Here is a 25,060-nt window from a genome sequence, read left to right as displayed (position 1 = left end):
TTAGATTGCAACAATCCTTCTTAAAAATCATCCTTATCTCATAAAAAACCGCTCTTTATAGTTTTTAAATACTTTTTTGATCAAGAATATAAGAGCGCTCTTATAGTGCTTCTTTAGCATTTTCTCGGAGTTTTCTTATCAAAGATAAAAAGTAATGCATAATCAAGTATATAAGGGTATACAGTTTATCATGAACAACGAAGCTGCATGCTCTGAAAAATTGTTCTCTGAACCTTTAATTAAAGACCTTTAAAAACAATCATATATTTAAAGATAACTAAAAAATAACCATATATTTAGAAACTATAGCGTACACCTATAATTCCCTGAAGGGACTGTTTTGTTTTACGCCCTTTAATATAATGGGCCTCACCATATAACTTTAACTTCTCACTCACTAAACTGCTTAAACCTATTCCTAATTTACCTGCATTCCCTGATAAGTCCGTGGTAAATGAATGCCGTTGATTAATTAACGTTTGATTGTCATCTTTATTCTCACGTAACCATGCTGCTGTAATATACGCAAGCGATGAGGAATCCATGTGAGAACCAAATTCATATCCTAAAGATAAGCCAACCTCACTGCGTAATGAAGTGAATGGACGCATGTCACCTGTCATGTCATTCGATAACTTGATTTCTTTACCCTCAACTTGCAACCATGTAAATTGTCCATAAGGCTGCAACCAACTGTTCTTTGACGTCTGAAGTCGATAACCTGCTTCAAAGGAGGTGCCCACCGCCCATTGCCTATAACTTCCTTCAATCCCTAAACCATTCGTTGAAACTGCCTTTAGAGTATTTTGATAATGATTGTATTTTAAAATACCATCGAGATACCATCCACTATGATCCAAATAAGTGACATAAGCGCCAATACCATAAGTATTGATACCACTGATACCCCCCCGTGCATGCGCAACACGGACACGATCATAACTGCCAAAACCACCTATATAAAATTCTCCATTTTCCCACTCGCTTAAACCATTGATCCCTAAAACAATACCTATCTGATCTAACTTAAAATCTATATGCTCTGTCGCAATACTCTCTTTAGATTTAATCGCATAGGTCCATAAAGCTGCATTCTTTTTACTTTTATCTAGAATTCCTCTTCCCGCACGCACTGTTTGCATTTCGTTGTGAAACACCATCGCTGGAGCTACAGACATAGACAATACCGCATCTGTAGAGGGCGTGGTCAAAAAGTGAGAAACTGAAAGCGTCTCACTCAATTGTGGAGAAGGCTGTTCTTTATGAACTGGACGCACAATCATCTGATCGGCTAAAGAGTGAGAAGATTCTGAAACAGCAGTTTGTTTCTCTTCAGCAGAAAGAGGATGAGAACTCGCTGGACCTGAGACTTCAATAACGTGACTTCCAAGAGAGGAAACAGTTGAAGAAACAAAAGCTGGAGATCTTTGACTCAAGTTTTGGCGGTTTTTTCTTCGACGTGGCAATTTAATAACATGTGCTTGTGGTGCTGCAATCGTTGAAAGAGAAGAAACTGATTGATTTTGATTTAAATGCCGCACAGATCTGCTTCTACTACGTGGTAAACTGTTGAGAAATGAAACATTATCAATAAATACTGCAGATAAATACCAAACTTTTTCACCCCCATCCTCATCAATTCTCTGTTTTAAACCATACGTATAGGTTCCGCCATCAATAGTTTTAACATTTGCACCAGAAAAGCTTCTCAGGGTAAAATGTGCGCCACCACTTTGATCAAAAATTAAATCAAGTCCTGCTGAAGAAGGATCAACAATTTCAATACCAGAATCTACGACACTTATTGTATGAAAACCACTCCCATTCTCAATAAAGAGGTAATCACCTTTTTCTTCTGCAAGGCTAACATTAAAGTTAAAATGTAGACTCCCTGCTAGATTATCAATGTAAAGCTGAGAGTAATATAAATCATCTTCAAAAGAGGTAAAAATGACTTTTCCTACACCGCTTAACTGCTGAATGCGTGTACTTTTGTCGTCAAACCCACGAGCAACGGAGTATAATTGAGCGTCTTCTCCATTTAATTCAATGTTTTCTACTATAGTTTGTTGACCATCGTCTCCAGCATCAAGATGGAGCCCACCAAAATCCTGAACTTTTATTTCTCCTCCTAATATTGCACCAGGAGAAATCCATGAATTAGCATTACCTTCAATCGTTAGATTCTTTACAATTCCACCTGCATAGACTTCTTGAACACCACCAGTGCGTAAAATGACTGTATTTGCTTCACCTCCTGCTAAAACACGCTGCACACCCTCTGAAAAGATTTCAGCATTTACAGCTAAACCGCCGGCTTTTTCTGCAGAGTTATCATCATTAGGAAACCACTTAGCAAGAGTTTGTACTCCTCCACTCATCACTTTTGTTCCCACAGCCATCCCATCATCATATACATTCTGCTGTCCCGGCGTATCACCTTGACCATAAAGTGTCGTGTTATAAGCACTGCTCCCCACAATTCCACCATTTACATAACCATTTCCGAAAACAAGCTGCTCCCCACCATAAATTTCAACTCTCAATGCAGAGCCTCCCCCCTCCACTTTTTGTTTTCCACCCTCGTAAATAATCGTAGATTCTGAGACCCCCTGTTCCCCTACAATCTCAGTACCACCATTTTCAATGGTTGTATTTTTACTGAAACCACCAGCTTCAACATAAAGTCTTCCTGATCCCTGAATTGTATTATTAATAGACTTCTTAAGAACACCTTGCTCTCCATCATCAAAGACATAAACTACGTTATCATCACCGAGCAAAGAGCTTTGTAGAATTCCTCCTCCTTCCCCAATGCTGTAATGAATTACATCAGAGATACTAAAATCTTTTGACGATGTCATATTTTCTTCTTTTTCAGGAAGCTTATCTATAGGCGACTCCACATGAGGTGAAGGAATTACAGGAGCAGAAGTTATTTGTGATGTAGCCAAAGACCAAGTCTTTCCCCCATTATCATCTTTTGTCTTTAAGCCATACATGTAGGCTCCACCATCAATCGTACTCGTCTCTTCACCAGAAAAATCTGTCAGAGTAAAATGCGCATTTCCGCTTTGAACATGAATTAAATCAAGCTCCAAAACTAAATTCTGATCTTGTAGAGAAGAATTGGTCATTTCAACACCAGAATCGATAACACTTATGGTGTGATTACCTGATCCTTGTTTTATCAGAAGATAATCACCGCGCTGTTCTGCAAAATTAGTATGCAACCTAAAATGTAAACTCCCTGAAAGATCATTGATCTCAAGTTTGGAGTAATGTGGATTAAACACGGTAGAAGTAAAAATAACACTGCCATTACCACTCAAACTTTCAATCAAAGAACTTTCACCATCCATCTTGGAAGCAATCGCATACAATTTTGTATCTCTGCCATTTAAGACAATTTTTTCTACTTCAGTACGAGATCGCTCAGCACCAGCATAAAGATAAATCCGTCCAGAATCATGAATCATAGTGCTTCCTTCTAATGTTGCACCAAAATGTAACCACGATTGTGCTTGATCTCTAATTATTAAATCCTTTACATAGCCTCCTAAATCTATTGCTTGGAAAGCATTCCCTTGTAAAAGAACGCCAATCGCGATTCCCCCCGCTAAAATGTGTTGCTCTCCACCAGAAAAGACCTTCGTATCAAAGGCAAAACTGCTATAATCGTTTAGATCCTCTTCTCCATAAAGATTTTGTATCCCTCCTTCCATGATCTGTGTGTTAAAAACCTCTCCATCATCATACACATTCTGATATCCTCGCACTCCATTCTCACCAGAAACGATAGTGTCATAGGCACTGCTTCTTACCATCGCACCTTTGATATCAGACTTTCCTGAAACAAACTGCTCACCACCGTAAATTTTAACCCCTTCAGCTTTTCCCCCATCTTCAACCTTTTGTTGCCCACCTTTATGAACAATAGTATCCTGTGAAAGACCCTGTGTTTTAATAAGCTCAGTGCCACCTCTTTGAATTGTCGTATACAAGCTAAAACCACCGCTATAAACGGAAAGCTTTCCACCATCTTTAACTGTATTACTAATTGAAGTTTCTCCATTGCTATCAACTTCCTTGCTACTCGTGTCAAAGCTAGGATCTGCAATAGAAACAGTTGTTCCTTGATCAATTGTGAGTTCTGTAAGTAAATCACTTGATGAACCAGTATATGGTTTCAATACACTATCAAAAACTTGAGAAGTTGTCTCATCAATGGTGTGGTTTGCATCTAAGTACCAAACTTTACCAGTACCCTTATTGTTTCTATGTTTCAAACTGTACCGATAGGTTCCGGCATCAACAGTTCCGATTTTTTCACCAAAAGTGTTTGTCAGAGTAAAATGGGCATTTCCGCTGCGATCAGTAATTAATTTAAGCTTTTTGTAAGAAGAATTTGTAATTTCACGCCCAGAATCAGCCACACTTATTGTGTGAGAACCAGAGCCCCTTTTTTTAATCACAAGATAATCACTAAGCTGCTTGGCAAAATTGACATTAAAATCGAAATGTAAAGAACCTGAAAGATCATCAATATTAAGTTGAGAATAGAGCTTATTCGTCCCTAAAGACGTAAAAATAACTCTGCCACTTCCTTTTAAATTCTTAACATTAATCTCAGGTTTTTTGCCGTTATCTTCAGACGCAATAATGTATAGTTTGCTATCTTCTCCATTTAAATTAAGATTTTCTACTTCCGTAACAGCTTCACCATTCCCAGCATAAAGATAAAGACTACCAAAATCATGAACATTTGTATTTTCACCTAATATCGCACCAGCAAAACCCCATGACCTTGCTTGATGATTAATAGTTAGATTATCCGCATATCCAGAATCATATATATTCTGAATAGCTCTATCGTATAAAGTAACTTCACTCGCATTCCCTCCTGCAAAGATATTCTGCATACCATTTTTAAAAAGTTCGCTACTCAGTGCAAAAGCCCCCTCATTAATTGTAAAATCTTCATCTTCTGTATCGGCTGTATCAGCATCTTCTGAGAAGCCGTTATGAAAATTCTCTTCACCATCAAGATTCTGGACACCTCCTCTCATAATCTTTGTGTCAACAGCCATCCCCCCACTATAGACACTTTGTAGTCCTAGTATTCCATCTTCAGCATAAATTTCGGTGTTATAAGCACTACTTGCCTTATCTTTACGCAACAAACCAGATCCAAGACTTCCCTTACCAAAAATAATTTGCTCGCCACCATAAATTTTAGTACCTTCTGCATTTGCACCACTCTCAACAATTTGTTTACCCCCTTTTTTAACAGCGGCATATTCTGAAATGCTCAAGTTTTGGACAAACTCAATCCCACCATGCTCAATTGTCGTATCCCTGCTAACACTTGCTGCATCAATGTAAAGTTTTCCACCCTCCTGAACCGTATTATTGATAGAATATCCAGCGTCTTCATAATTAAAGCTATTTACTTTTTTACCAGAGTCCTCAGAATCACGGTCAGTAATATAAACGGCAATATCATCATAAATTATTGAATTTGTGAGTACTTCAAAGAATAGGTTTTCTAATCTCTTCCTCCCCTCTTCTGAAGGATTACTTCCTTCTGCTCTCTGTTTATTCTCTATCCTTTTTGATCCCCCCTTTTTTTCTTTTAATCCCCTTACTTCCGATAACAACTTTCTTGTCTCTTCTAGATGTTCACTGATACTTACTGGTGTTAATAACTTTTCTCTTGGTGTAGCTACTCCATCTGCACTCGCAATCTTGACAAAAAAACCACTGGTCATTAATGCATAAAAACTTAATTTCATTTTGCGGTGCATTATTCACACTCCATAATTTCAAATTTAAATTCCCCCATTTAGAAAAAAGTGCATAGACAAAAACAACACAACGTAATTGCTCAACCTCATGTCTTTTAAGATAGCAAAGCATACGATGGATTAAGCTCTGATAGACGAAATATACACCTTGTGTTTTAAAATGCATACACAACTAAAAGATTTAATTTATTTTAGATACACTTTAAAAGTGTTGCAATTGCATCCATAAAAAATATTTTTAATATTTTGAGACACTAAATACTGATCTACGAATAAGATTGATCCCTTAATAGATAAAAATGGCATTAAACTTTAAAGGAAACAGCAATGTGAATGAGAGCTGCGTTTATAGCCACCTATTGCCATCTTCTACAGCATTTAAAGCAGCGTCTTTATTTTATTCATTTTGGATAATATCTAGAGCACTTATTCATACTCATCAGTCCATAATCATTGTTCTAATATATAACGAAGTGTCATAATATTGACTCGACACTGATTTGAAATTTCTATACTTATAGTCAGTTAACTCGTTATTTGATTTGTCATATACTGAAAGGGACATTCTATTCATGTCTATAAACTCAGAAATGAAAGCTACAAGCAACAGAAACTCCCCTCGTCGAATTTTATTTGCAAGCCTTATTGGACCAACAATTGAATTCTTCGATTTCTATGTCTTTGGCACTGCCGCAGCTCTTATATTTCCTCATGTGTTTTTTCCAACACAAAATGATCAGACTGCCATTTTACAATCTTTCCTCATATTTGGAGCAGCCTTTTTTGCCCGCCCTTTTGGATCAGTTGTTTTTGGACATTTTGGGGATAAAATTGGAAGAAAAGCAACACTTATTGCTTCTCTTCTCACAATGGGTCTTTCAACAGTCATTATTGGTTTTCTTCCTACTTATGAAATAGCAGGGTGGTTTGCCCCTTTCCTCTTAACCTTGTGCCGTATTGGACAGGGAATGGGATTAGGAGGAGAATGGGGAGGCGCTGTTTTACTCGCAACAGAAAATGCCCCTCCAGAAAAGCGCGGCTGGTATGCGATGTTCCCCCAATTAGGCGTTTCAATAGGTTTGTTTTTATCTATTGCTGTTTATTTAGCTCTGTTGCATTTCCTTGATCGTGCGGAACTTTTAGCTTGGGGATGGCGTATTCCTTTTATTGCTTCAGTTGTTTTTATGATTATAGGATTATGGGTCCGTCTTTCAATTAATGAAACTGTTCAATTCAAAAAAACTCTTGAAAGTAAAGAACATGTCAAAGTTCCTATCATAGATGTCTTTTTAAAATGTCCACGAATCCTATTTCTTGGAGTATTTTCTGGTATGGCAACTTTTGTTTTGTTTTACTTGGTTACTACATATTTGTTAAGCTATTCAACAAACCATCTGCAATTGCCATTTCATCAAGCTCTTCAAATCGAAATTGTCGGTGCTATTTTTTGTGGGATTTTTACTGTCATCACTGGAAAACTCGCTGACCGTATTAGACGTAGAACTTTGATGATTTGGATTACAATCATCACCGGTATTTATTCTTTCGCAATTCCTTATTTCTTAAATTCTGGAGTTATAGGAGTCCTTGCAATGTCTGTTATTGGTTTGTCTCTCATGGGAATGATATACAGTCCTCTTGGTGCTGTTTTGGCTTCACCATACCCAACAGCAATCCGATATACCGGTTCTTCTATCACTTTCAATTTATCTGCTATCATAGGAGCTTCTCTCGCGCCTTATATTGCAGAATATCTGGTGCAACATTTCGATACATCTTATATCGGTTATTATTTGCTTCTTGCTTCTTTTATTTCACTGATTTGCTTCGTCGGATTTACAGATGATGAAATATCCAACTAAAATATAATAACGAAGAATAAAATAAGGACTGGCGGCAAAAATGCTGCCAGTTTTGTTTTTAAAGACAGGGGTTGAGGTATTTTCCACCACAATATTCCCGCAAAAAATGCACTCAAAAAGAAAAATAAAAAATCTGCAATATTACTCATATAAGCAACAGCAAACATTTTTGATAAGATATGCGTTGTCCCCAACCACGACACGCAAAAGAAGGACAACATCACAGCCCATAAAATAAGCAAAATTCGATCAATAATCATCATCATGGCGTTTCGTTTTTTTAATTATAGGCCATATCTTTAGCATGCCTAAAAGAAAAATCACAATAAAAACCCAACGCCCTCCCCCTGAACCTTCCGTAATAAAAAGTGCTGGATTTACTATTCCCAGCAATCCTATAAAAATCAGAGCAATAGATACGAGACGCATTAAACCTGTTTTTCCCAGCGACGATCTTCAGTCTGTTGCCAATACGTTAAATTATGATTTTCCATTTTATATTTTTTCCACTGTGCACGAACGAGATTCAACTGCTCTTCACTTCTACCATCAAATATCACGACAAGCCGTTGATAAGCATCAATATCCGAACAAACAGCTCCCTCTATGAGAAAACGAACCTTTGAATCATTCGGATTTTCTTGTCCTGTCGTCAGAAATACAGGCTGAAAGTTTGAATATTGATCACACTCCGTTCCATGTCCAATAAATGATTCATCAGCATAAACCCATAAATGTATATCTATAGAATCGCGTTGTTCTTTACTCACACATTGTATTGTTACTTTACCAAAACGAGCCAATGCACGCTCCACAAGCGTCGGCAAAATATCCTTCAGCGTTGACTGCGTCAAATGATAGAATAAAATATCCAATCTCTTAAGCCTTCATCATTCTTTATAAAAAAGCTAACATCTTTTTAAAAAAACTTCTATATCTCTAATACAAAGGAAACGGTTCAAGATATAAACCCTCTTTTTTGATGGAGATGCATCATCTTTTTGCACGTGTCTTTAAAAGACAATAATTTTTATTTTCAACGTTAATAAAAAAGTTTTTTAAGTTATTTTCTAGATTCTTTGTAGACTATAGTTGAAAATAAAATATAATGTACGGAAAATTTAAAGAGGACCTCATAGGCAATTTTATATTATTTATTTGGTAAAAATATCCAATTCATGAAAGGATATTTTTTCAAACTTTATTACATTTTAACCGAAAGCAGTAAAAATATTTGCTATCGAATTAAAGACTGAGGATTTTCCCCAATTTATGCGTATTATTGAGTTCTACATCCTGAAACGTGTCCTTGTTTTGTTTAGTTCTGTCATGATTGCAGCAGTGGGCGTTAGTTGGACTATACAAATTCTTGCACGGATAAACTTTCTCACAACAAGTAAACAAACACTCCTCACAGTCTTACAATTTTCACTTTCATTGGTTCCTTCTGTTATTTTTCTTGTCATTCCATTTGCATTAGTGATCGCAGTTACAACCATCCTCTCAGCAATGCATCAAGACTCAGAATTTGCTGTCATCAATGCCTCTGGTTTTCCTAAAAGTACTGTTTGGAAACCTATCCTTCTTCTTGCTATTGTTGCATCCTGTATCTCCTTTTCTATAGCTAATTTTGTTGTTCCTCAAGCGCGTCTTCATATGCGACAAATGCTAGCAAGCGCTCATTTTGATCTTATTAATCTATTCATTAGTGAAGGGAGCTTTCAAAAACTCGCCAATAACCTTTACATAGAAATTGGCGAACGAAATCCAAACGGAACACTTGAACGCCTTTTCATTGCCGACCAGCGTGATCCTAAGACTGATCTTTTTTATTATGCAACAGACGCATCCATTGTGAGCAATAAAAACGGCAGTTTTCTGGTTCTCAATAACGGTGAAATAGAAAGAGTCAATCATCAAAATAACAGTGTTTCAATCGTGCAATTTAGCTCATATACTTTTAGCCTAGGAGAGTTTATCCCCAGTGATAAAACACCTACTCTTTATCCAAAAGATCAGTCTCTTTCTTATTTACAAAACCCTGACCCAAAAGATCCCTATTATCAACGAAAACCACTCCAATATAAAGCTGAATTTCACCGCAGATTAACACAATGGCTCTACCCTATTGTTTTTTCACTTATTGCATTAGCAGCGGCAGGAGATGTACGCTCCCATCGACAAGCTCGTCATTCCGCAAATCTCTCGGCAATTGCCCTTTCTTTTCTGGTGTATTGGATAGGATATTTTTTCGCAGAAAAATCAAAAAGCGATCTTGCATACGTTCCTCTCCTTTATATTATACCCATAGGAACAAGTGCATTTGTCTTTTTTATGCTTTTAACGAATCATAAAATTGGGCTTCCCACAAAAGTTAATGAGATACTTCAAATCGCTTTTCAAAAAATAATGAACAAATTTGAACAGCGAAAATCTCAAGATTCCTCGGATAAAATATCATGATTGGGTGGACACTTGGACGATATTTTTTTATACGGTATCTTAAAATAACTTGTTATTTCTGGGGAAGCATTTTTGTTCTTGCTCTTTTAATCGATTTCACAGAGAATTCCGGTAGGCTATCTTCCCTTCCGCATTATACAGCAAAAGATGCATTTTTCCTCTCTGCTTTACGCATCCCTTTTATCATGCAACAACTTATCCCTTTCATTGCACTCTTTTCTGCAATGGCAACGCTTATCTCGCTCAACAAAAAACTTGAACTTGTAGTGACTCGTTCAATCGGTGTTTCTGCATGGCAATTTCTTATGCCAGCTTGTTTTGGAGCTTTTCTTTTGGGATTATTTTCAATTCTTCTCATTAATCCACTTGCTGCATGGGGATTTTCTCAAGCAGAAAAAAAGATGACTGAATGGCGCAATCACAATGTACTAACACCTCTTCACAATACAAGTATCCACTGGTTAACACAACGTACAAATTTAGGCAGAACAACCATTGGCGCCAAATCTATCACCGATCAAGGACTTTCTCTTCTCGATGCAACCTTTGTACAATACAATGACAACGCAACCGTCAAAAATTGGATTAACGCCCCAAAAGCAACCTTGACTAATGGATTTTGGCTATTAACAAATGGAACAATCTATAAAATAGGGCATCCTCCTGAAAAATTTACCGTGTTGCAAATAAAAACCAATCTAAAACCTGAATTTTTAACGGAACGTTTAGTGAATCCCGCAACTATTCCATTTTACCAATTGCCAAAAAAAATTATGATTGCACGTTCATTTGGCTATTCTGCTAATAATTTTGATATGTATTTTCAATCTTTGATTGCATTACCGGCATTGCTTGTGGCAATGACCCTCATTGCAGCAACTGTATCTTTAAATTTTACACGTTTTGGGCAATCTAGAATGTTGATTCTTGGTGGCGTAATAGCTGGGTTTATGCTTTATGTTATTTCCGTACTTGTTCAAGCTTTTGGTAATGCTGGATATATTCCACCAATTATTGCAGCTTGGACACCCGTTGTTATTGCGTTATTCTTAGGAATCTCTTTTTTACTTCATAAAGAGGATGGCTAAGTGAAAGCATTAACACTTAAAAAAACTATTTTAACAAAATTAAGTGCTCTCGCTTTTAAAAGTGTTATAGGGGTTATTTTAGGAAGTGCTTTGTCTTATTGTGCGCACGCTCAAAGCCTTCTATCTCCTTCTCAAAGTCGCATTCAAAATCCGGAACCTCCTCTTTTGCTCTCTGCGGATGAACTCATCTACAATCGTGATGAAAACACTGTTTCTGCACACGGTAATGTTCAAATCGAATATGATGGCAATAAAGTTGTCGCTCAAAAAATTATTTACAATCAAAAAACAGGACGGCTTATAGCACAAGGGAACGTTGAAATTACTCAAAAGGATGGTAATAAAATTTATTCCAACCAAATTGATATGACCAAAGATCTTGGCGAGGGTTTTGTAAACGCCTTACGTATTGATACAGCCAACAATGTTCACTTTTCAGCCCAAAATGCTACACGCAAACACAACCACATAACAGTCTTTGAAAATGCAACCTATACAGCCTGTGAACCTTGCTCTTATAAACCAGATCGAGACGTCCTATGGAAAATTAAAGCAAGAAAGATCATATGGAATAATAGCATCAAAAAAATTCGGTTTGAAAATAGCAGTTTTGAAGTTTTTGGTGTACCGATTATAAAATTTCCAAATTTTGAGATCTATGATCCAACTGTTAGGCGTGCTAGCGGTCTGCTTACTCCTCATTTTTTTTATACTGATTATCTCGGTATGGGGATAAAGAATTCTTATTTCTGGAATCTCGCCCCCCATTATGATTTTACCCTTTCTTCTACGGTTTATACCCAACAAGGGCTTTTAACCGAAGGGGAATGGCGTCAGCGTTTAAAAACGGGACGTTATAATATTCGCTTTGCTCATATATATCAAATGAAACCGCATAGATTTGATAATGATACGATTGATGCCCAACATAAAAACCGTTATATGCTGGCGACAAAGGGGGATTTTCGTATTAATTCACACTGGACTTATGGATGGGATATTCTTGCACAATCAGATCGGCATTTTAGTCGTGCCTATAAACTTGAAAACTATAACAATCCTACACAACTTTCTCAGATCTATCTGAATGGTCTTGCAGGAAAAAATTATTTTGATATGCGTTTTTATCATTTTAAAGTTCAAGATTCAATATTGAATGATCCTCATTATGAACGTCACTCTCGGCAAGCGTGGGTCTTACCACGCATCGATTATTTTTTCACACCAGATGAACCCATTTATAATGGAGAGCTTACCTTCCATAGTAATATGCAATCAGTTTATCGTCGCCATGCTGACTTCAGTTCACCCGACCAGAACGGAAACCCTCTCAACACAGTAAAACTTTCTGGTATGGCTGGAAATAGTTTGCGTTTAACAAACGAGCTTCAGTGGAAAAAGCGCTTCAACACGCACAACGGACTCATCTTAACCCCTCTTCTCTCTCTACGAGCTGATATCATTACAACCAATGCAAGAGAAAATCACACAGATTCTATAGAAAACAATGCCTTATCCGCAATTCATGGTTCAGCAATTCGTGGCATGGCAACAGCAGGGTTGGAACTACGCTATCCCTTCCTCATTACAGCTGATCATTCTACACATATTATAGAACCAACTGCACAAATTTTTATACGCAATAATGAACAATATATTGGACAAATTCCTAATGAAGATGCTCAAAGCTTTGTCTTTGATGCCACCACTCTCTTTCAACGAGACAAATTTTCTGGTTATGATCGTGTAGAAGGCGGTACAAGAGCCAATATAGGTATAAGATATTCTGGAAGCCTTAATGATAATTGGTCTCTTTATGGTCTCATTGGACAATCCTTTCATCTAGCAGGAAAGAATTCTTTTGCAGAAAAGGACTTTATCAATGTCGGTACTCATTCTAGCTTAGAGGCAAAACGTTCAGACTATGTTGCAATGTTTGGTACAACCCATAAAAGTGGTTTTTCCTTAGAAACGCGTGGACGCTTTGACAAAAAAACAGGAAAAATCCGCCGTAGTGAAATCGAAGCATCACAAAAATGGCAAAATTTTTGGGCAGCTCTACAATATGCCTATATCGCAAAGCAACCAGATTATGAATATTCTCAAGAGCGCCAAGAAATTTCTTTTCAAACAGGACTTAAATTGGCAGATTATTGGTCCATTAATAGCAACACCGGTTATGATTTAGTATCTGGTACATTTATAAAGCGAGGAATTAGCTTGAGTTATATGGATGAATGTTTCGGGTTAACATTCGGTTATCAACAGGTAACGAATCCAGGCAGGAAAGCACCCTTGCAAAACTTTAATTTCTCTCTTTCATTGCGTACGATTGCAGATATCGGAAAAAAGATAGATTAATTTATAAAGGGAATGTATCAGTCATTTAACTTATCATTGTTTTTATGAAAGAAAGCGTGTATTTTAAGTTGTTGATGAGAATTAATAAACAATGCGAAAGCCTATTTACATGAATAAATTGAAAAAGCGTTTTCTTGCTTTATTTTATATTGCGTCTTTGAGCGTAAGTAGCCTGTTAATAAATGGATTTTTGATTCCGACAGTCTTTGCGCAGACTTCTATTGTTGTTACAGTTAATGGCAACCCCATCACAAATTATGATATACAAAGACGCCTTGCTTTTCTCAGATTACAACAAAAGCAAGGCAATTTGGTGGCACAGGCTAAAAAAGAGCTTATTGACGAAAAGCTAAAAAATATTGAAATAAAACGTCTTAATATTGAAGTAAGCAATGATGAAGTTGATAGAGCTTTTGAGAATTTTGCGACACAAAATAATATGACGATTGATCAGCTCAACCAGATTCTGATCCAAACTGAGATCACAGTGCAACACTTTAAAGATTACATCCGTGGACAAATAGGATGGGGGCGTCTTGTTAGCGCACGCTATCAAGCTGAAACAGGTATGATTAGCGAACAAGAAGCTGTACGCAGAATATTAAAAAATGGTGGTGTAAAACCTTCAACCAACGAATATACATTACAGCGAATTGTTTTTGTCATTCCTGCGCATCGTCGTTCAGAGATCTTTGAAAGACGTCAAAGAGAAGCAAGTAATTTTCGCGCACATTTCCGTGGATGTGCCAATGCTCACAATCAAGCAAGAGGTATTTTAGACGTTACTATCCGCCACTTAGGAAAGTTTCTGGAGCCACAACTTCCTAATGCATGGGAACAAGCTATTCTTGAAACGCCTGCTGGAAAAATGACAAAATTACAAGAAACATCTGATGGAATTGAAGCAATTGCTGTCTGCAAAATAAAAAGAGTTTCTGATGATTATGTCGCTCGACTGATATTTTCTCTTCAAGATAGTAAAAAAAGAAGCCCGCAAAAACTTGAAGAATTAAGCGACAAATATTTAGGAGAACTGCGGCGAGTGGCACGCATTCAAAATTCATAATGGCTGCTCTTATTGTTAGTGGTGGTGATCCTGCCGGTATTGGTCCTGAAATAGTATTAAAAGCGTGGAATTTGCGTGTTACGCGCCAAATTCCACCTTTTGTACTTCTTGCTGATCCAGATGTTATTCGTTCGCGCGCTCGTTTTTTACAGATTGATGTTGAGGTGCAATCTGTTTTAAGCAATAATCCTGCAAAAAATTTTCAAAACGCTCTTCCTATCATACCGTTAAAAAACAAACAAAGTGATCAATTAGGTATACCTTCATCGAATAATGCCGCTGGAATTATTGAAGCAATTAAACGCTGTGTTCAATTGATTCAAAATGGCCATGCATGTGCACTTATCACTTGTCCTATTGCAAAAAAGAATCTTTATGATGCCGGTTTTCAATTTCCAGGTCATACAGAATTTTTAGCTGATTTAGCCCATAAAGCTTTTCATAAATACTATCATCCAGTTATGATGTTAGCAGGACCTCGATTAAAAACAGTACCAATAACTGTTCATATTCCATTTAAAAATGTTCCTTCACAGCTTACCCGTGATTTAATTATTCAAACGGTACTTATTACTGAATGTGACTTAAAAACACGGTTTAAAATAACGTCACCCCGACTAGCTGTTGCTGGTCTTAATCCTCATGCTGGAGAAGGAGGTGCAATGGGCAAAGAAGATATTGAAGTTATCACTCCTGCTATTGAATATCTTAAAAAGAAAGGACTCAATATTGCAGGCCCGCTACCTGCCGACACAATGTTCCATGAATGTGCAAGAAAGGCATATGACGTTGCCATTTGTATGTATCATGATCAAGCCCTTATCCCTGTTAAGACATTAGACTTTGACAGCACTGTTAATGTCACGTTAGGTCTACCTTTTATTCGCACGTCTCCAGATCACGGAACTGCTTTTGACATTGCTGATAAAGGGATAGCCTCTCCCGAAAGCTTTATTGCTGCTCTTAAACTTGCAAATCAACTTGCAAAAAATAGTTTAATACCATGCCAATAGATAATCTCCCTCCTCTGCGTGAGGTCATTGATATATATGGATTACAAGCGCATAAATCTTTGGGGCAGAATTTTCTTTTTGATCTTAATTTAACATCTAAAATTGCTCATCAAGCAGGCAATATAGAAGGAAAACCTGTTCTTGAAATTGGTCCTGGTCCTGGAGGTCTCACACGTGCCTTGCTAGCAAAGGGTGCCATTGTAACAGCAATAGAACGCGATGAGCGCTGCATACCGGCTCTCTTAGAAATAGAAAAACACTATCCTAAAAAATTAAAAGTTATTTGTAATGATGCACTAAAGCAAGACTTCTCAAAACTCTTTGAAACAAGCCCAGAAAAACCTCGTATTATTGCAAATCTTCCCTATAATATTGGGACAAAACTCTTATTAAATTGGCTTTTGACTGAACCATGGCCTCCTTTTTATGAATCAATGACATTGATGTTTCAACGTGAAGTTGCCAAACGGATTACAGCTAAACCTCAATCTACTCATTATGGGCGTCTTAGTGTCTTAACTGGCTGGCGTACTACTGCTAAAATTGCTTTCGATGTACCCCCTCAAGCCTTCATACCAATACCTAAAGTAACATCTTCCGTTGTTCATATTATTCCACGAACACAACCTCTTGCCTGCTCTGCACAAAAACTAAGCCTCGTCACAAAAACCGCCTTTGGGCAAAGACGAAAAATGCTTCGTCAAAATCTCAAAACACTTGGAGGTGAAGTGCTATTAGAAAAAGCTGGAATTGATGGAATGCGCCGTGCTGAAACGCTCTCGGTTTCTGAATTTGTAACTCTAGCGCATCTAGTGCTCTAAAAAATACACTTTGTGTTATGAAACCTTTTTTAATCACAACATTTATCGATTTTTTCAGCAATAAGCCCATCAACAAAAGAGCCAAGATAAGAACAACGCTCACGTTTTACGGTTTCAGCTAAATAAATTGATTTAATAAAAGATAAAGACTGATCTAAATCTTTGTTAATCACAACATAATCATAAGAACGCCAATGCTTTAACTCCGTTCGTGCATTTTCCAATCGCAAATTGATGATATCTTGACTATCTTCTGCTCGACGATGTAAACGCGAAACAAGCTCTTTCATTGATGGTGGAAGGATAAAAACAGATACAGTGTCTCCTAGCATCTTTTTTTGCAGCTGCTCGGTACCTTGATAATCAATATCAAATAACATATCATGGCCAGCATTCAATGCGTTTTCAACAGTTTCACGCAAAGTGCCATAATAATTTCCGTGAACTTCTGCCCATTCAATAAATTCATCTCTATCACGCTTATATTCAAACTCTTCCTTTGAAATAAAGTGATAATGTAGCCCATCTACTTCACTAGGACGCCTTTTCCTTGTGGTCATACTTACGGAAAGCTCTAATTGTCCATCTTTTAGAAGTAATCGAGAAATTGTTGATTTACCAGCACCTGAAGGTGAAGAGAGAATAAATAAAAAACCGCGGCGTTGATTTATTTTTATAGCACTCAATTTACTTTCAAAGACTGTCATTACATCACTCTACTTTGTTCATAAATGTTTCTCCAAAATTTGAATTATACATTATCTCAACCTCTCCCCTAATCAATGTGTTTTCTTAGCAATTCTCAATGTTATTTTGCTCTTTTTTGAGATAAGGTATTAGCAGTATATTCACTTCTTTCTTAAATATTTTTATCCATACGCCAATCCCACTTGTGACAGACAAGAAAATGATTTTTTATCATTCTCATAAAAAGTTTAAATAGAAAAATTTTACTATATTTGGGATTCTCATTTACGATGCAAAAAGATGTGTTATCACTATAAATTCAATGTTTTGCCTTTAATTCTCGCCACTTGCGAACATTCATATTATGTTCCTCTAAAGTTCGAGAAAAAACATGCCCTCCTGAACCATCAGCAACAAAATAAAGTGCATCACTGCTTGGTGGATGTGCCACCGCTTTTAAAGAATCCCGACCTGGATTTGCAATAGCCGTTGGGGGCAAACCATTAATTTTATAAGTATTATATGGTGTTTCCTTCTCAAGATCTGAACGATAAATTGCACGACCGGATGGTTTTCCTTTTCCTCCGAAGAGACCATAAATTACTGTTGGATCCGATTGAAGACGCATATGCTTTGTAAGGCGGTTATAAAATACCGCAGCAACCATTGGTCTTTCTGCTGCAATTCCCGTTTCTTTCTCAACAATTGAGGCTAATATAACAAATTCATCAATTGATTTAATGGGTAAATCAGGTGAACGCGTAGCCCATATAGCATGAATTAATTTTGTCTGTCCTTCACGCAACCTGTTTAAAATCTCTTTACGCGTTGTTCCCCGAATAAAACGAACAGTATCCGTCATTAAATAACCTTCTGGAGGCAAAATTTTTGGAAGGTCTCCAATCAAAATTTCATTCGCAGCTAATCGATCGAAAACTTGCTGAACCGTTAAACCTTCAGGTACTGTAAATGTATACTCTATAGATTTTCCTTTCACAAGAATATCCATAATATCCTGCATCGAAGCATGAGCTGGAATTAAATATTCACCAGCCTTCAGATGCGTTGTTTTTTGGTGATAACCAACCCCATAAACAAAAATATCTGATGATCGAATGAAACCACGTTTTTCTAGCAATGAAGCAATTTCACGAATTCCGGTACCAGGATGGATAAGAACAATTTGTTCTTCCTCAATTTTTCCCTTTTCTTCAAAAATACTTTTTCCAATATAAAGAGGAATACTTATGGCAAAAAGAATAATCACAATCAGCATAAGAAAAAAATGACCGAGAATGACCAACGGATTACGGACGATAGATGATTTCTTTCGTTTTTTATGTATTAACATGTCATAACTATCTGCTAAATGATTCGAAGAGGAATCACTTACGTCCTTTAATGATTTCCATTTTTCACATCGGACATAACCCCTCAATAGCGATTAAGGATAATATTATAATTTCTCATTCACCTTATAATAAAATAGAAAACTCAAAAGCAAAAATTAAATAAAAATACTTATTATCCCCTAAAACGTCGCATCACCAACGATGCATTTGTCCCACCAAATCCAAAAGAATTAGAAAGAATCGTATCAATCTTTCGTTCACGCGGTTTGTGTGGTACAAGATCGATTTTCGTTTCAATCGATGGATTGTCAAGATTAAGTGTCGCTGGGGCTATATTATCCCGTATAGCTAAAATAGAAAAAATAGCCTCAGCAGCACCGGCTGCACCAAGTAAATGCCCGATAGATGATTTCGTTGATGACATAGAAACTTGTGGTGCATAACTCCCTAAAACACGCTCAACAGCCGCTAGCTCTATGGAATCAGCCATCGTAGATGTACCATGAGCATTAATATAATCAAGTTCACTCACATTCACTTGTGCACGCTTAAGAGCAGCTATCATACTACGCTGAGCCCCTTCACCACTTTCTGAAGGCGCTGTAATGTGGTAAGCGTCACCAGATAAACCATAGCCAATAACCTCAGCATAAATACGCGCTCCTCGTTTTTTGGCATGTTCCAGCTCTTCTAAAACAACAACTGCCGCTCCTTCCCCCATCACAAAACCATCACGATCAGTATCATAAGGACGTGACGCCCGTTCAGGATCATCATTGCGACAAGTAGAAAGAGCTCTACAAGCTGCAAAACCTGCAAGAGATATCCGATTTATCGGAGATTCAGCCCCCCCTGCCACCATGACATCTGCATCACCAAACATAATCAAACGTGCCGCATCACCAATCGCATGCGCCCCTGTTGAACAAGCCGTTACAACAGAATGATTAGGCCCCCGTAAACCATATTGAATAGACACATAACCAGAAGCAAGATTAATCAAACGACCTGGAATAAAAAAAGGAGAAACACGACGTGGGCCCTTGTCACGAAGCGTATAACCAGCTTCAACAATACCCTCAACTCCCCCAATTCCCGAACCAATTAACACACCTGTACAAATCTGATCTTCATCACTCTTAGGAAACCATTCGGCATCTGCAAGCGCTTGGTTAGCAGCAGCCATTGCATAAACAATAAATGCATCAACTTTACGTTGCTCTTTAGGTTCCATATACAAATCAGCATTATAAGTCCCCTCTGTTCCATCCCCTAAGGGGATACGCGCAGCAATCTGGCATGGCAAATCTGACACATCAAACTCTGTGATACGTCGGACACCACTTCTTCCTTCAAGAAGTCGTTTCCAACTATATTCAGTATTACCAGCTAATGGAGATACCAACCCTAAACCAGTAACAACAACACGTCTCATAACTTCTAACCTTGAACTAAACTTCACCTCTCAAAGCTCTCTTTTCAAAAGAGCTCCGAAGAATATAGGCAAAAGCAATTCATGCCTTTGCCCTTTAGTAATCACGCAGAAGCTTTATCAATGAACTTGACTGCATCGCCAACTGTGAAAATCGTTTCAGCAGCTTCATCTGGAATTTCTACCCCAAACTCTTCTTCAAAAGCCATAACGAGTTCAACCGTATCAAGGCTATCAGCCCCTAGATCATCGATAAAGCTTGCATTTTCTACAACTTTATCAGCATTAACCCCAAGATGTTCCACGATAATTTTCTTAACGCGCTCTACTGTATCACTCATGTTGAAATCCTCGAATTTATATTTTCCTATAATTTGGTTAACTATATCGGTTCATCTAATCAAGCAATAGATGCATTACTTTAAAAGATTTTAGTAATGATTTAAAACATCCTGTGGATATCCCCTACAAAATGAACCAATCTGACATTCCGACATCAATTGATCAACGACCATATTAAAGAAATAGATGCATCTATCCATTTCAATCGTTACTATCTAAAATAATACAACTCATAAATCAATGTGGAATAAAATAAATACTCAAATCATTGCCATTCCACCATTGATATGGAGTGTTTGACCTGTCGTATAGGCTGCTTCATCGCTTGCTAAATAAACAGCAGCAGCGGCTATTTCTTGCCCACTTCCCATACGCTTCATCGGAATCGCAGCCATAATGGCTTCTTTTTGCTTTTCATTAAGCTTGTCTGTCATTGCGGATTTAATAAATCCTGGAGCAATACAATTGACAGTGATGTTTCGCGAAGCAATTTCTTGTGCCAATGCTTTAGAAAAACCTATCAAGCCTGCTTTTGCAGCACAATAATTCGTTTGTCCAGGGTTTCCCACAACACCAACAACAGATGTAATGTTAATAATCCTTCCATAACGGCGGCGCATCATAGAATGTATTAATTCACGCGTCAAAAGAGAAGCAGCTGTTAGGTTAACTTCTAAAACATCATCCCAGTCTTTATCTTGCATACGCACAAAAAGACCATCCCTAGTGATTCCCGCATTGTTAACCAAAATATCGACGCCATCCATTTCTCTTTCTGCAACTTCAGCCAATTGTTTAATCGATTGGCGTTCAGAAAGATTAGCGGGAAATACAAAAACATTCTGCCCTAATTCTGCCGCCACTTCTCTAAGCTTTTCTTCGCGTGTTCCATGAAGTCCAACAATGGCTCCTTGTGCATGAAAGCAGCGTGCAATTGCCTCACCAATTCCTCCCGAAGCCCCCGTTACAAGAGCTTTACGTCCTGTTAATCTAAACATCTTTTAACTCCTTATAGATTAAACGCCGAGCATACCTAGCGCTGATTCTATTTCATCAACTGTTCCAATGGTTACCCCCTTTATATCTTTGTTAATACGACGCGTTAAACCTGTTAATACTTTTCCAGAACCAACTTCAAAAAGCGTATCAACTCCATTAGCAGCGATCCATTCTATTGTTTCACGCCATCGCACCCTCCCAGTCACTTGTTGGACAAGAAGAGTAGTAATACGCTCTGGATTGCTCTCAGGTGCAACAGAAACATTGGCAATCAAAGGAACAATAGGGGACATTTTGTTAACAGTCAAAAGTGCTTTCTTCATGGCATCAGCAGCAGGTTGCATTAAAGATGAATGAAAAGGTGCAGAAACAGGAAGAAGAAGTGCACGTTTTGCACCTTTTGTTGATGCAATCTCTACCGCTGCTTCAACTGCTTTTGCTTTACCGGAAATAACAATTTGCCCACCACCATTATCATTAGCAATCTGACATAGTCCTTCTCCAGAAACAGTTTCACAAATTTCTTCCACAATGTGCTCTTCTAAACCAATTAATGCAGCCATAGAACCTTCACCAACCGCGACAGCAGCCTGCATAGCATTGCCACGAATACGCAAAAGTCTTGCCGTATCTGTGAGAGTAAATGTACCAGCAGCACAAAGAGCCGAGTATTCGCCTAAAGAATGACCAGCAACAAATCTTACCTTTTCTTCTATACGAAGCCCTAATTGTTTCATCACACGAATGACAGCCATAGATACAGCCATTAATGCCGGTTGTGCATTTGCTGTTAACGTTAAAACATCTGCTGGTCCTTCAAAAATGATCTTTGATAATTTCTCACCCAAAGCATCATCAACTTCCTCGAAAACCATCCGTGCGGCAATAAATTGCTCTGTAAGCGCCTTCCCCATACCAACAAGTTGACTCCCCTGCCCTGGAAAAATAAAAGCTGCACCCATTTATCAACTCCTAAAACTGTACAATTAAATTATTTTCTTTTGACCTTATTCATCCGCACAAATCAAAATAAAGCCCTTTATTTAAAACGAATACCACACTTAAAATTATATTTTAAGGGCGGAATTTGATATAAAAACTTAGGGAAATAGGGTGCTATAAACTGAATAACACCCAAACTTATGAGACTTCCTAAAATTGCACCTGCTAAAATATCAAAGGGATAATGTACACCCACAAAGATGCGCGCCCAACAGATCAAACACAAAAATACCGAAGCAAATTTAAAAGCAACTTTGTATCGGTAAAAATAAAAGTTAGCTGTATAAGATGCAATGGTCAAGGCATGATTACTAGGAAAAGAAGCTGTCGCACGATGTTGAATAAGCGGTGTCGTCAGCCCTACCACGAATGGGCGAGGATGAAAATAAAAAAGAGAAATGAGATAACCTATGAAAAGAGCCGCACAAATACTCATGCAAATGCTTAGCACGACACATCGTTCCCTCTCCCCACCACAAAACCACAACGCACAAAGATGGAGAGGAATAATATAAATTAAAAACTTTGCACAAAAAATACTAAACAAAACTACAATCGACCAAGCGTGATGATTGCCGACAAACATTTCAAAGAGTGTAACATCAATCTGGTTTAAAAAGTCCATTTTTCCCTCCTTTACCTTTATATTACAGTATTATCTTTTTGTAGAAGAAGGAAATATATCAAGATTTAACAAATCAATTTTTTTATGTGCATAAACTTGCTATTTTAAAAGATAACCTGTAAATGTGAAATGTTCGTTGCCGGCACTTTAGCTGGAGGTTGAACGGAGGGCTGTAAAATATCAGTAGGAAATACAATGTTTCCGGCCTCCCGTGTCTCCGCTCTGAGATGTCTCGAATTGTAAACGCGTCCTTTCTTCTTTGGATTTCCAAAAAAGACAAGTCGCAGAGGCTTTGCGCTAAAGCCGGTGAAATTTAATTGAAGAAAGGCAAAACAATGGCTCTTTATGAACATATGTTCCTTGCCCGACAAGACATCGCACCGCAGCAAGTTGATGAACTTTTGAGTCTCTACAAAGGTGTCATTGAAGCGCATGGTGGAAAAGTTGGGCGTATAGAAAATTGGGGACTTCGTCCTCTTGCTTACCGTATTCGTAAAAACCGTAAAGCTTATTATGTCTTGGTCAATATTGATGCACCAGCTTCAGCAATTGCTGAAGTGGAGCGTCAGATGCGCATCAATGAGGATATTTTGCGTTATATGACCATTCGCGTAGAAAAACACGAAAAAGAAAAATCTGCTATGCTCTCACACCTTGATCGCAATAGTCACATTGGACACGATGAAGAGCGTCCTCGTTTTCCACGTCGTCAACGTGAAAATGCTATAGAAGAGGTAGAATGATGACTGATACTAATCAAAACTCTGCACGTCGCCCCTTTCATCGTCGTCGTAAAACATGTCCTTTTTCAGGGACCAATGCTCCCAAAATTGATTATAAAGACATCAAGTTGTTACAACGTTATATTTCCGAACGTGGGAAAATTGTTCCTTCGCGGATTACTGCTGTTAGTCAGAAAAAACAGCGTGAATTAGCTAATGCTATCAAACGTGCTCGCTTTTTAGGCTTACTTCCGTACGTTATAAAGTAAGCGATCAATACGCTATGCAACTGGAGAGTTTCTCCAGTTGCATTTCTTATATGGTTAAAAATAGCTTGTTGTATCCTATGTTAAGCTATTAAATGTCGAAGTTGGGGTATTGACACGCCTCTAACTGCAGAAAGCAGGACAGCAATAAATGAAAAAAAATCGTACTTATGAGATATTAACCGGTATTTTGGCAGGATTATTTGCTGTTGTGATAGGAATGGCAATCATCAGTGTTGCAAATATCGCGCCCTTTTTTTCTCTTCTTCTTGGCTGCTTTCTTTCATTGCCAATTTTTATTGTTGCGTTCGGTCAAGGAACATTAGCCAGTCTCATCGCCCTCATAAGTGCCACTGTTGTTCTTATCATAACCACTAATACCTATATTGCTCTTGGCTCTATGTTCTTATTTTTCCTTCCTGCTGTCTATGCTTCTTGGCTTCTTGGGCTTGCACGACCAGCGCAAAAAGAAAACGAACTGATATGGTATCCATTATCATCGGTTATTTTTCATTTAACTAATTTTATCGCTCTTATAGCAACTTTCATTGGGCTCTATGTTCAAACCCGTCCATCCACACCCGTCATTGCAAAAAAAATCACCGAAAACATAGCACAAACTCTGCAACAATCACAGTCAATAAAAGAAGCCGATATACGCGCTTTTAGTGAGCTTTTAATGACGCATACAGCAACTTTTACTGCTTTTTCTTTGACTGTTTATAGTTTGGTTTTTCTCATTGGTAACCTTTACTTTTCCATGATAGCAGCACAACATATGAAATGGCTGAAAAGACCCCGTGATGATTGGAGCCAAACTCTCCGCCTTCCAATTTCTGGAATTATTATTTTCATTATTGTTTGCATAGCATCGATGATTGAGCTGAGCGCTTCTCTTAACTTGAGTACCCGTATCTTTAGCACTGCATACATTGTCATCATATTAATTAGCGGTCTAGCATATCTTCACAATATTACAAAAGGGGTAAACGGTCGAATTATTATACTTTCTCTTGTTTATATTGCTATTTTTACAGTCGTTTTTACTCCACCTATTGTTTTCATGATGCTTTTGATGGGAATTTGGGCTGCTATTCAATACAATTTTCAATCACGCAAAAAACTCCACTAAATTTATTTGTTCGAAAGGAA

20 protein-coding genes and 1 pseudogene are annotated in these 25,060 nt (G+C 37.7%); 10 read left to right on the top strand and 11 right to left on the bottom strand.

Going from position 1 to position 25,060, the window contains the following annotated elements; genetic code table 11:
- Positions 1–296: 296 nt before the first annotated feature.
- Positions 297–5,807 carry a BafA family autotransporter gene (gene bafA / locus ACFIK0_RS02025; RefSeq protein ID WP_375663401.1) on the bottom strand — a complete coding sequence of 1,837 codons (5,511 nt, stop codon included), beginning with the start codon at positions 5,805–5,807 and terminating at the stop codon, positions 297–299.
- Between the two features lie 572 nt (positions 5,808–6,379).
- Between bafA and ACFIK0_RS02020 the strand changes: the two genes are divergently transcribed.
- Positions 6,380–7,669, top strand: a complete 1,290-nt coding sequence (locus ACFIK0_RS02020; protein WP_273791063.1) for an MFS transporter — start codon at positions 6,380–6,382, stop codon at positions 7,667–7,669.
- On the opposite strand, the gene ACFIK0_RS02015 is transcribed toward ACFIK0_RS02020, so the two are convergent.
- The 3 genes from ACFIK0_RS02015 to ACFIK0_RS02005 are packed head-to-tail and all read right to left on the bottom strand — an operon-like array spanning position 7,666 to position 8,544.
- The gene (locus ACFIK0_RS02015) at positions 7,666–7,929 is read right to left on the bottom strand and encodes a hypothetical protein (RefSeq protein WP_375663411.1); all 264 of its coding nucleotides are present in this window, start codon (positions 7,927–7,929) and stop codon (positions 7,666–7,668) included. The two genes, ACFIK0_RS02020 and ACFIK0_RS02015, sit on opposite strands and share 4 nt — an antisense overlap.
- Positions 7,919–8,098 (bottom strand): hypothetical protein, encoded by a 180-nt coding sequence (locus ACFIK0_RS02010; RefSeq protein WP_375630745.1) that lies wholly within the window; start codon positions 8,096–8,098, stop codon positions 7,919–7,921. Before ACFIK0_RS02010 ends, ACFIK0_RS02015 begins: the two co-directional genes overlap by 11 nt.
- Complete coding sequence (locus ACFIK0_RS02005) at positions 8,098–8,544, bottom strand: DNA polymerase III subunit chi (RefSeq protein WP_273791065.1); 447 nt, start codon at positions 8,542–8,544, stop codon at positions 8,098–8,100. Before ACFIK0_RS02005 ends, ACFIK0_RS02010 begins: the two co-directional genes overlap by 1 nt.
- A 397-nt stretch (positions 8,545–8,941) precedes the next feature.
- On the opposite strand from ACFIK0_RS02005, the gene lptF reads away from it, so the two are divergent.
- The 6 genes from lptF to rsmA all read left to right on the top strand — a co-directional run bounded on the left by lptF (position 8,942) and on the right by rsmA (position 16,481).
- Positions 8,942–10,132, top strand: a complete 1,191-nt coding sequence (lptF, locus tag ACFIK0_RS02000) for an LPS export ABC transporter permease LptF (protein WP_375630747.1) — start codon at positions 8,942–8,944, stop codon at positions 10,130–10,132.
- A complete protein-coding gene (gene lptG, locus ACFIK0_RS01995) occupies positions 10,129–11,220 on the top strand; it encodes an LPS export ABC transporter permease LptG (protein WP_375612925.1) in 1,092 nt (363 codons plus the stop codon). The genes lptF and lptG overlap by 4 nt, the downstream gene beginning before the upstream one ends.
- Positions 11,221–13,581, top strand: a complete 2,361-nt coding sequence (locus ACFIK0_RS01990) for an LPS-assembly protein LptD (RefSeq protein ID WP_375663400.1) — start codon at positions 11,221–11,223, stop codon at positions 13,579–13,581.
- A 109-nt stretch (positions 13,582–13,690) separates the two neighbouring features.
- Complete coding sequence (locus tag ACFIK0_RS01985; RefSeq protein ID WP_375612927.1) at positions 13,691–14,647, top strand: SurA N-terminal domain-containing protein; 957 nt, start codon at positions 13,691–13,693, stop codon at positions 14,645–14,647.
- Positions 14,647–15,660, top strand: a complete 1,014-nt coding sequence (gene pdxA, locus ACFIK0_RS01980) for a 4-hydroxythreonine-4-phosphate dehydrogenase PdxA (protein WP_273791070.1) — start codon at positions 14,647–14,649, stop codon at positions 15,658–15,660. Before ACFIK0_RS01985 ends, pdxA begins: the two co-directional genes overlap by 1 nt.
- Complete coding sequence (rsmA, locus tag ACFIK0_RS01975) at positions 15,651–16,481, top strand: 16S rRNA (adenine(1518)-N(6)/adenine(1519)-N(6))-dimethyltransferase RsmA (RefSeq protein ID WP_375630755.1); 831 nt, start codon at positions 15,651–15,653, stop codon at positions 16,479–16,481. The genes pdxA and rsmA overlap by 10 nt, the downstream gene beginning before the upstream one ends.
- Before the next feature lie 29 nt (positions 16,482–16,510).
- On the opposite strand, the gene gmk is transcribed toward rsmA, so the two are convergent.
- The 7 genes and pseudogenes from gmk to ACFIK0_RS01940 all read right to left on the bottom strand — a co-directional run bounded on the left by gmk (position 16,511) and on the right by ACFIK0_RS01940 (position 22,920).
- A complete protein-coding gene (gene gmk, locus ACFIK0_RS01970; RefSeq protein ID WP_375657717.1) occupies positions 16,511–17,188 on the bottom strand; it encodes a guanylate kinase in 678 nt (225 codons plus the stop codon).
- Positions 17,189–17,487: 299 nt separating this feature from the next.
- Positions 17,488–18,596, bottom strand: a pseudogene (mltG, locus tag ACFIK0_RS01965) (endolytic transglycosylase MltG).
- Positions 18,597–18,692: 96 nt separating this feature from the next.
- On the bottom strand, positions 18,693–19,955 hold the full coding sequence (gene fabF / locus ACFIK0_RS01960; RefSeq protein WP_375637388.1) for a beta-ketoacyl-ACP synthase II: 1,263 nt from the start codon (positions 19,953–19,955) through the stop codon (positions 18,693–18,695).
- Positions 19,956–20,056: 101 nt separating this feature from the next.
- On the bottom strand, positions 20,057–20,293 hold the full coding sequence (locus ACFIK0_RS01955; protein ID WP_004860281.1) for an acyl carrier protein: 237 nt from the start codon (positions 20,291–20,293) through the stop codon (positions 20,057–20,059).
- A gap of 261 nt (positions 20,294–20,554) precedes the next feature.
- Positions 20,555–21,292: a 3-oxoacyl-[acyl-carrier-protein] reductase gene (gene fabG, locus ACFIK0_RS01950; RefSeq protein WP_273791075.1), complete on the bottom strand. Its 738-nt coding sequence runs from the start codon at positions 21,290–21,292 to the stop codon at positions 20,555–20,557.
- A gap of 18 nt (positions 21,293–21,310) precedes the next feature.
- Positions 21,311–22,255 carry an ACP S-malonyltransferase gene (gene fabD / locus ACFIK0_RS01945; protein WP_273791076.1) on the bottom strand — a complete coding sequence of 315 codons (945 nt, stop codon included), beginning with the start codon at positions 22,253–22,255 and terminating at the stop codon, positions 21,311–21,313.
- Between the two features lie 77 nt (positions 22,256–22,332).
- Entirely contained in the window at positions 22,333–22,920 is a 588-nt protein-coding gene (locus ACFIK0_RS01940) for an undecaprenyl-diphosphatase (RefSeq protein WP_375663399.1), read from the bottom strand.
- A 335-nt stretch (positions 22,921–23,255) separates the two neighbouring features.
- Here ACFIK0_RS01940 and rpsF point away from each other — a divergent pair, with 335 nt between their 5' ends.
- From rpsF to ACFIK0_RS01925, 3 genes are all read left to right on the top strand, one after another.
- Positions 23,256–23,663 carry a 30S ribosomal protein S6 gene (rpsF, locus tag ACFIK0_RS01935; RefSeq protein WP_273791078.1) on the top strand — a complete coding sequence of 136 codons (408 nt, stop codon included), beginning with the start codon at positions 23,256–23,258 and terminating at the stop codon, positions 23,661–23,663.
- Positions 23,663–23,911: a 30S ribosomal protein S18 gene (rpsR, locus tag ACFIK0_RS01930; protein WP_012754957.1), complete on the top strand. Its 249-nt coding sequence runs from the start codon at positions 23,663–23,665 to the stop codon at positions 23,909–23,911. Before rpsF ends, rpsR begins: the two co-directional genes overlap by 1 nt.
- 148 nt (positions 23,912–24,059) lie before the next feature.
- Complete coding sequence (locus ACFIK0_RS01925; RefSeq protein ID WP_375663398.1) at positions 24,060–25,040, top strand: hypothetical protein; 981 nt, start codon at positions 24,060–24,062, stop codon at positions 25,038–25,040.
- The last annotated feature ends 20 nt before the right edge of the window (positions 25,041–25,060 follow it).

This window comes from Bartonella sp. CL63NXGY (assembly GCF_042194905.1).
Lineage (GTDB): Bacteria > Pseudomonadota > Alphaproteobacteria > Rhizobiales > Rhizobiaceae > Bartonella.
Note: the sequence above shows the minus strand (reverse complement) of the source record. Positions and strands in the feature narration are given on the sequence as shown.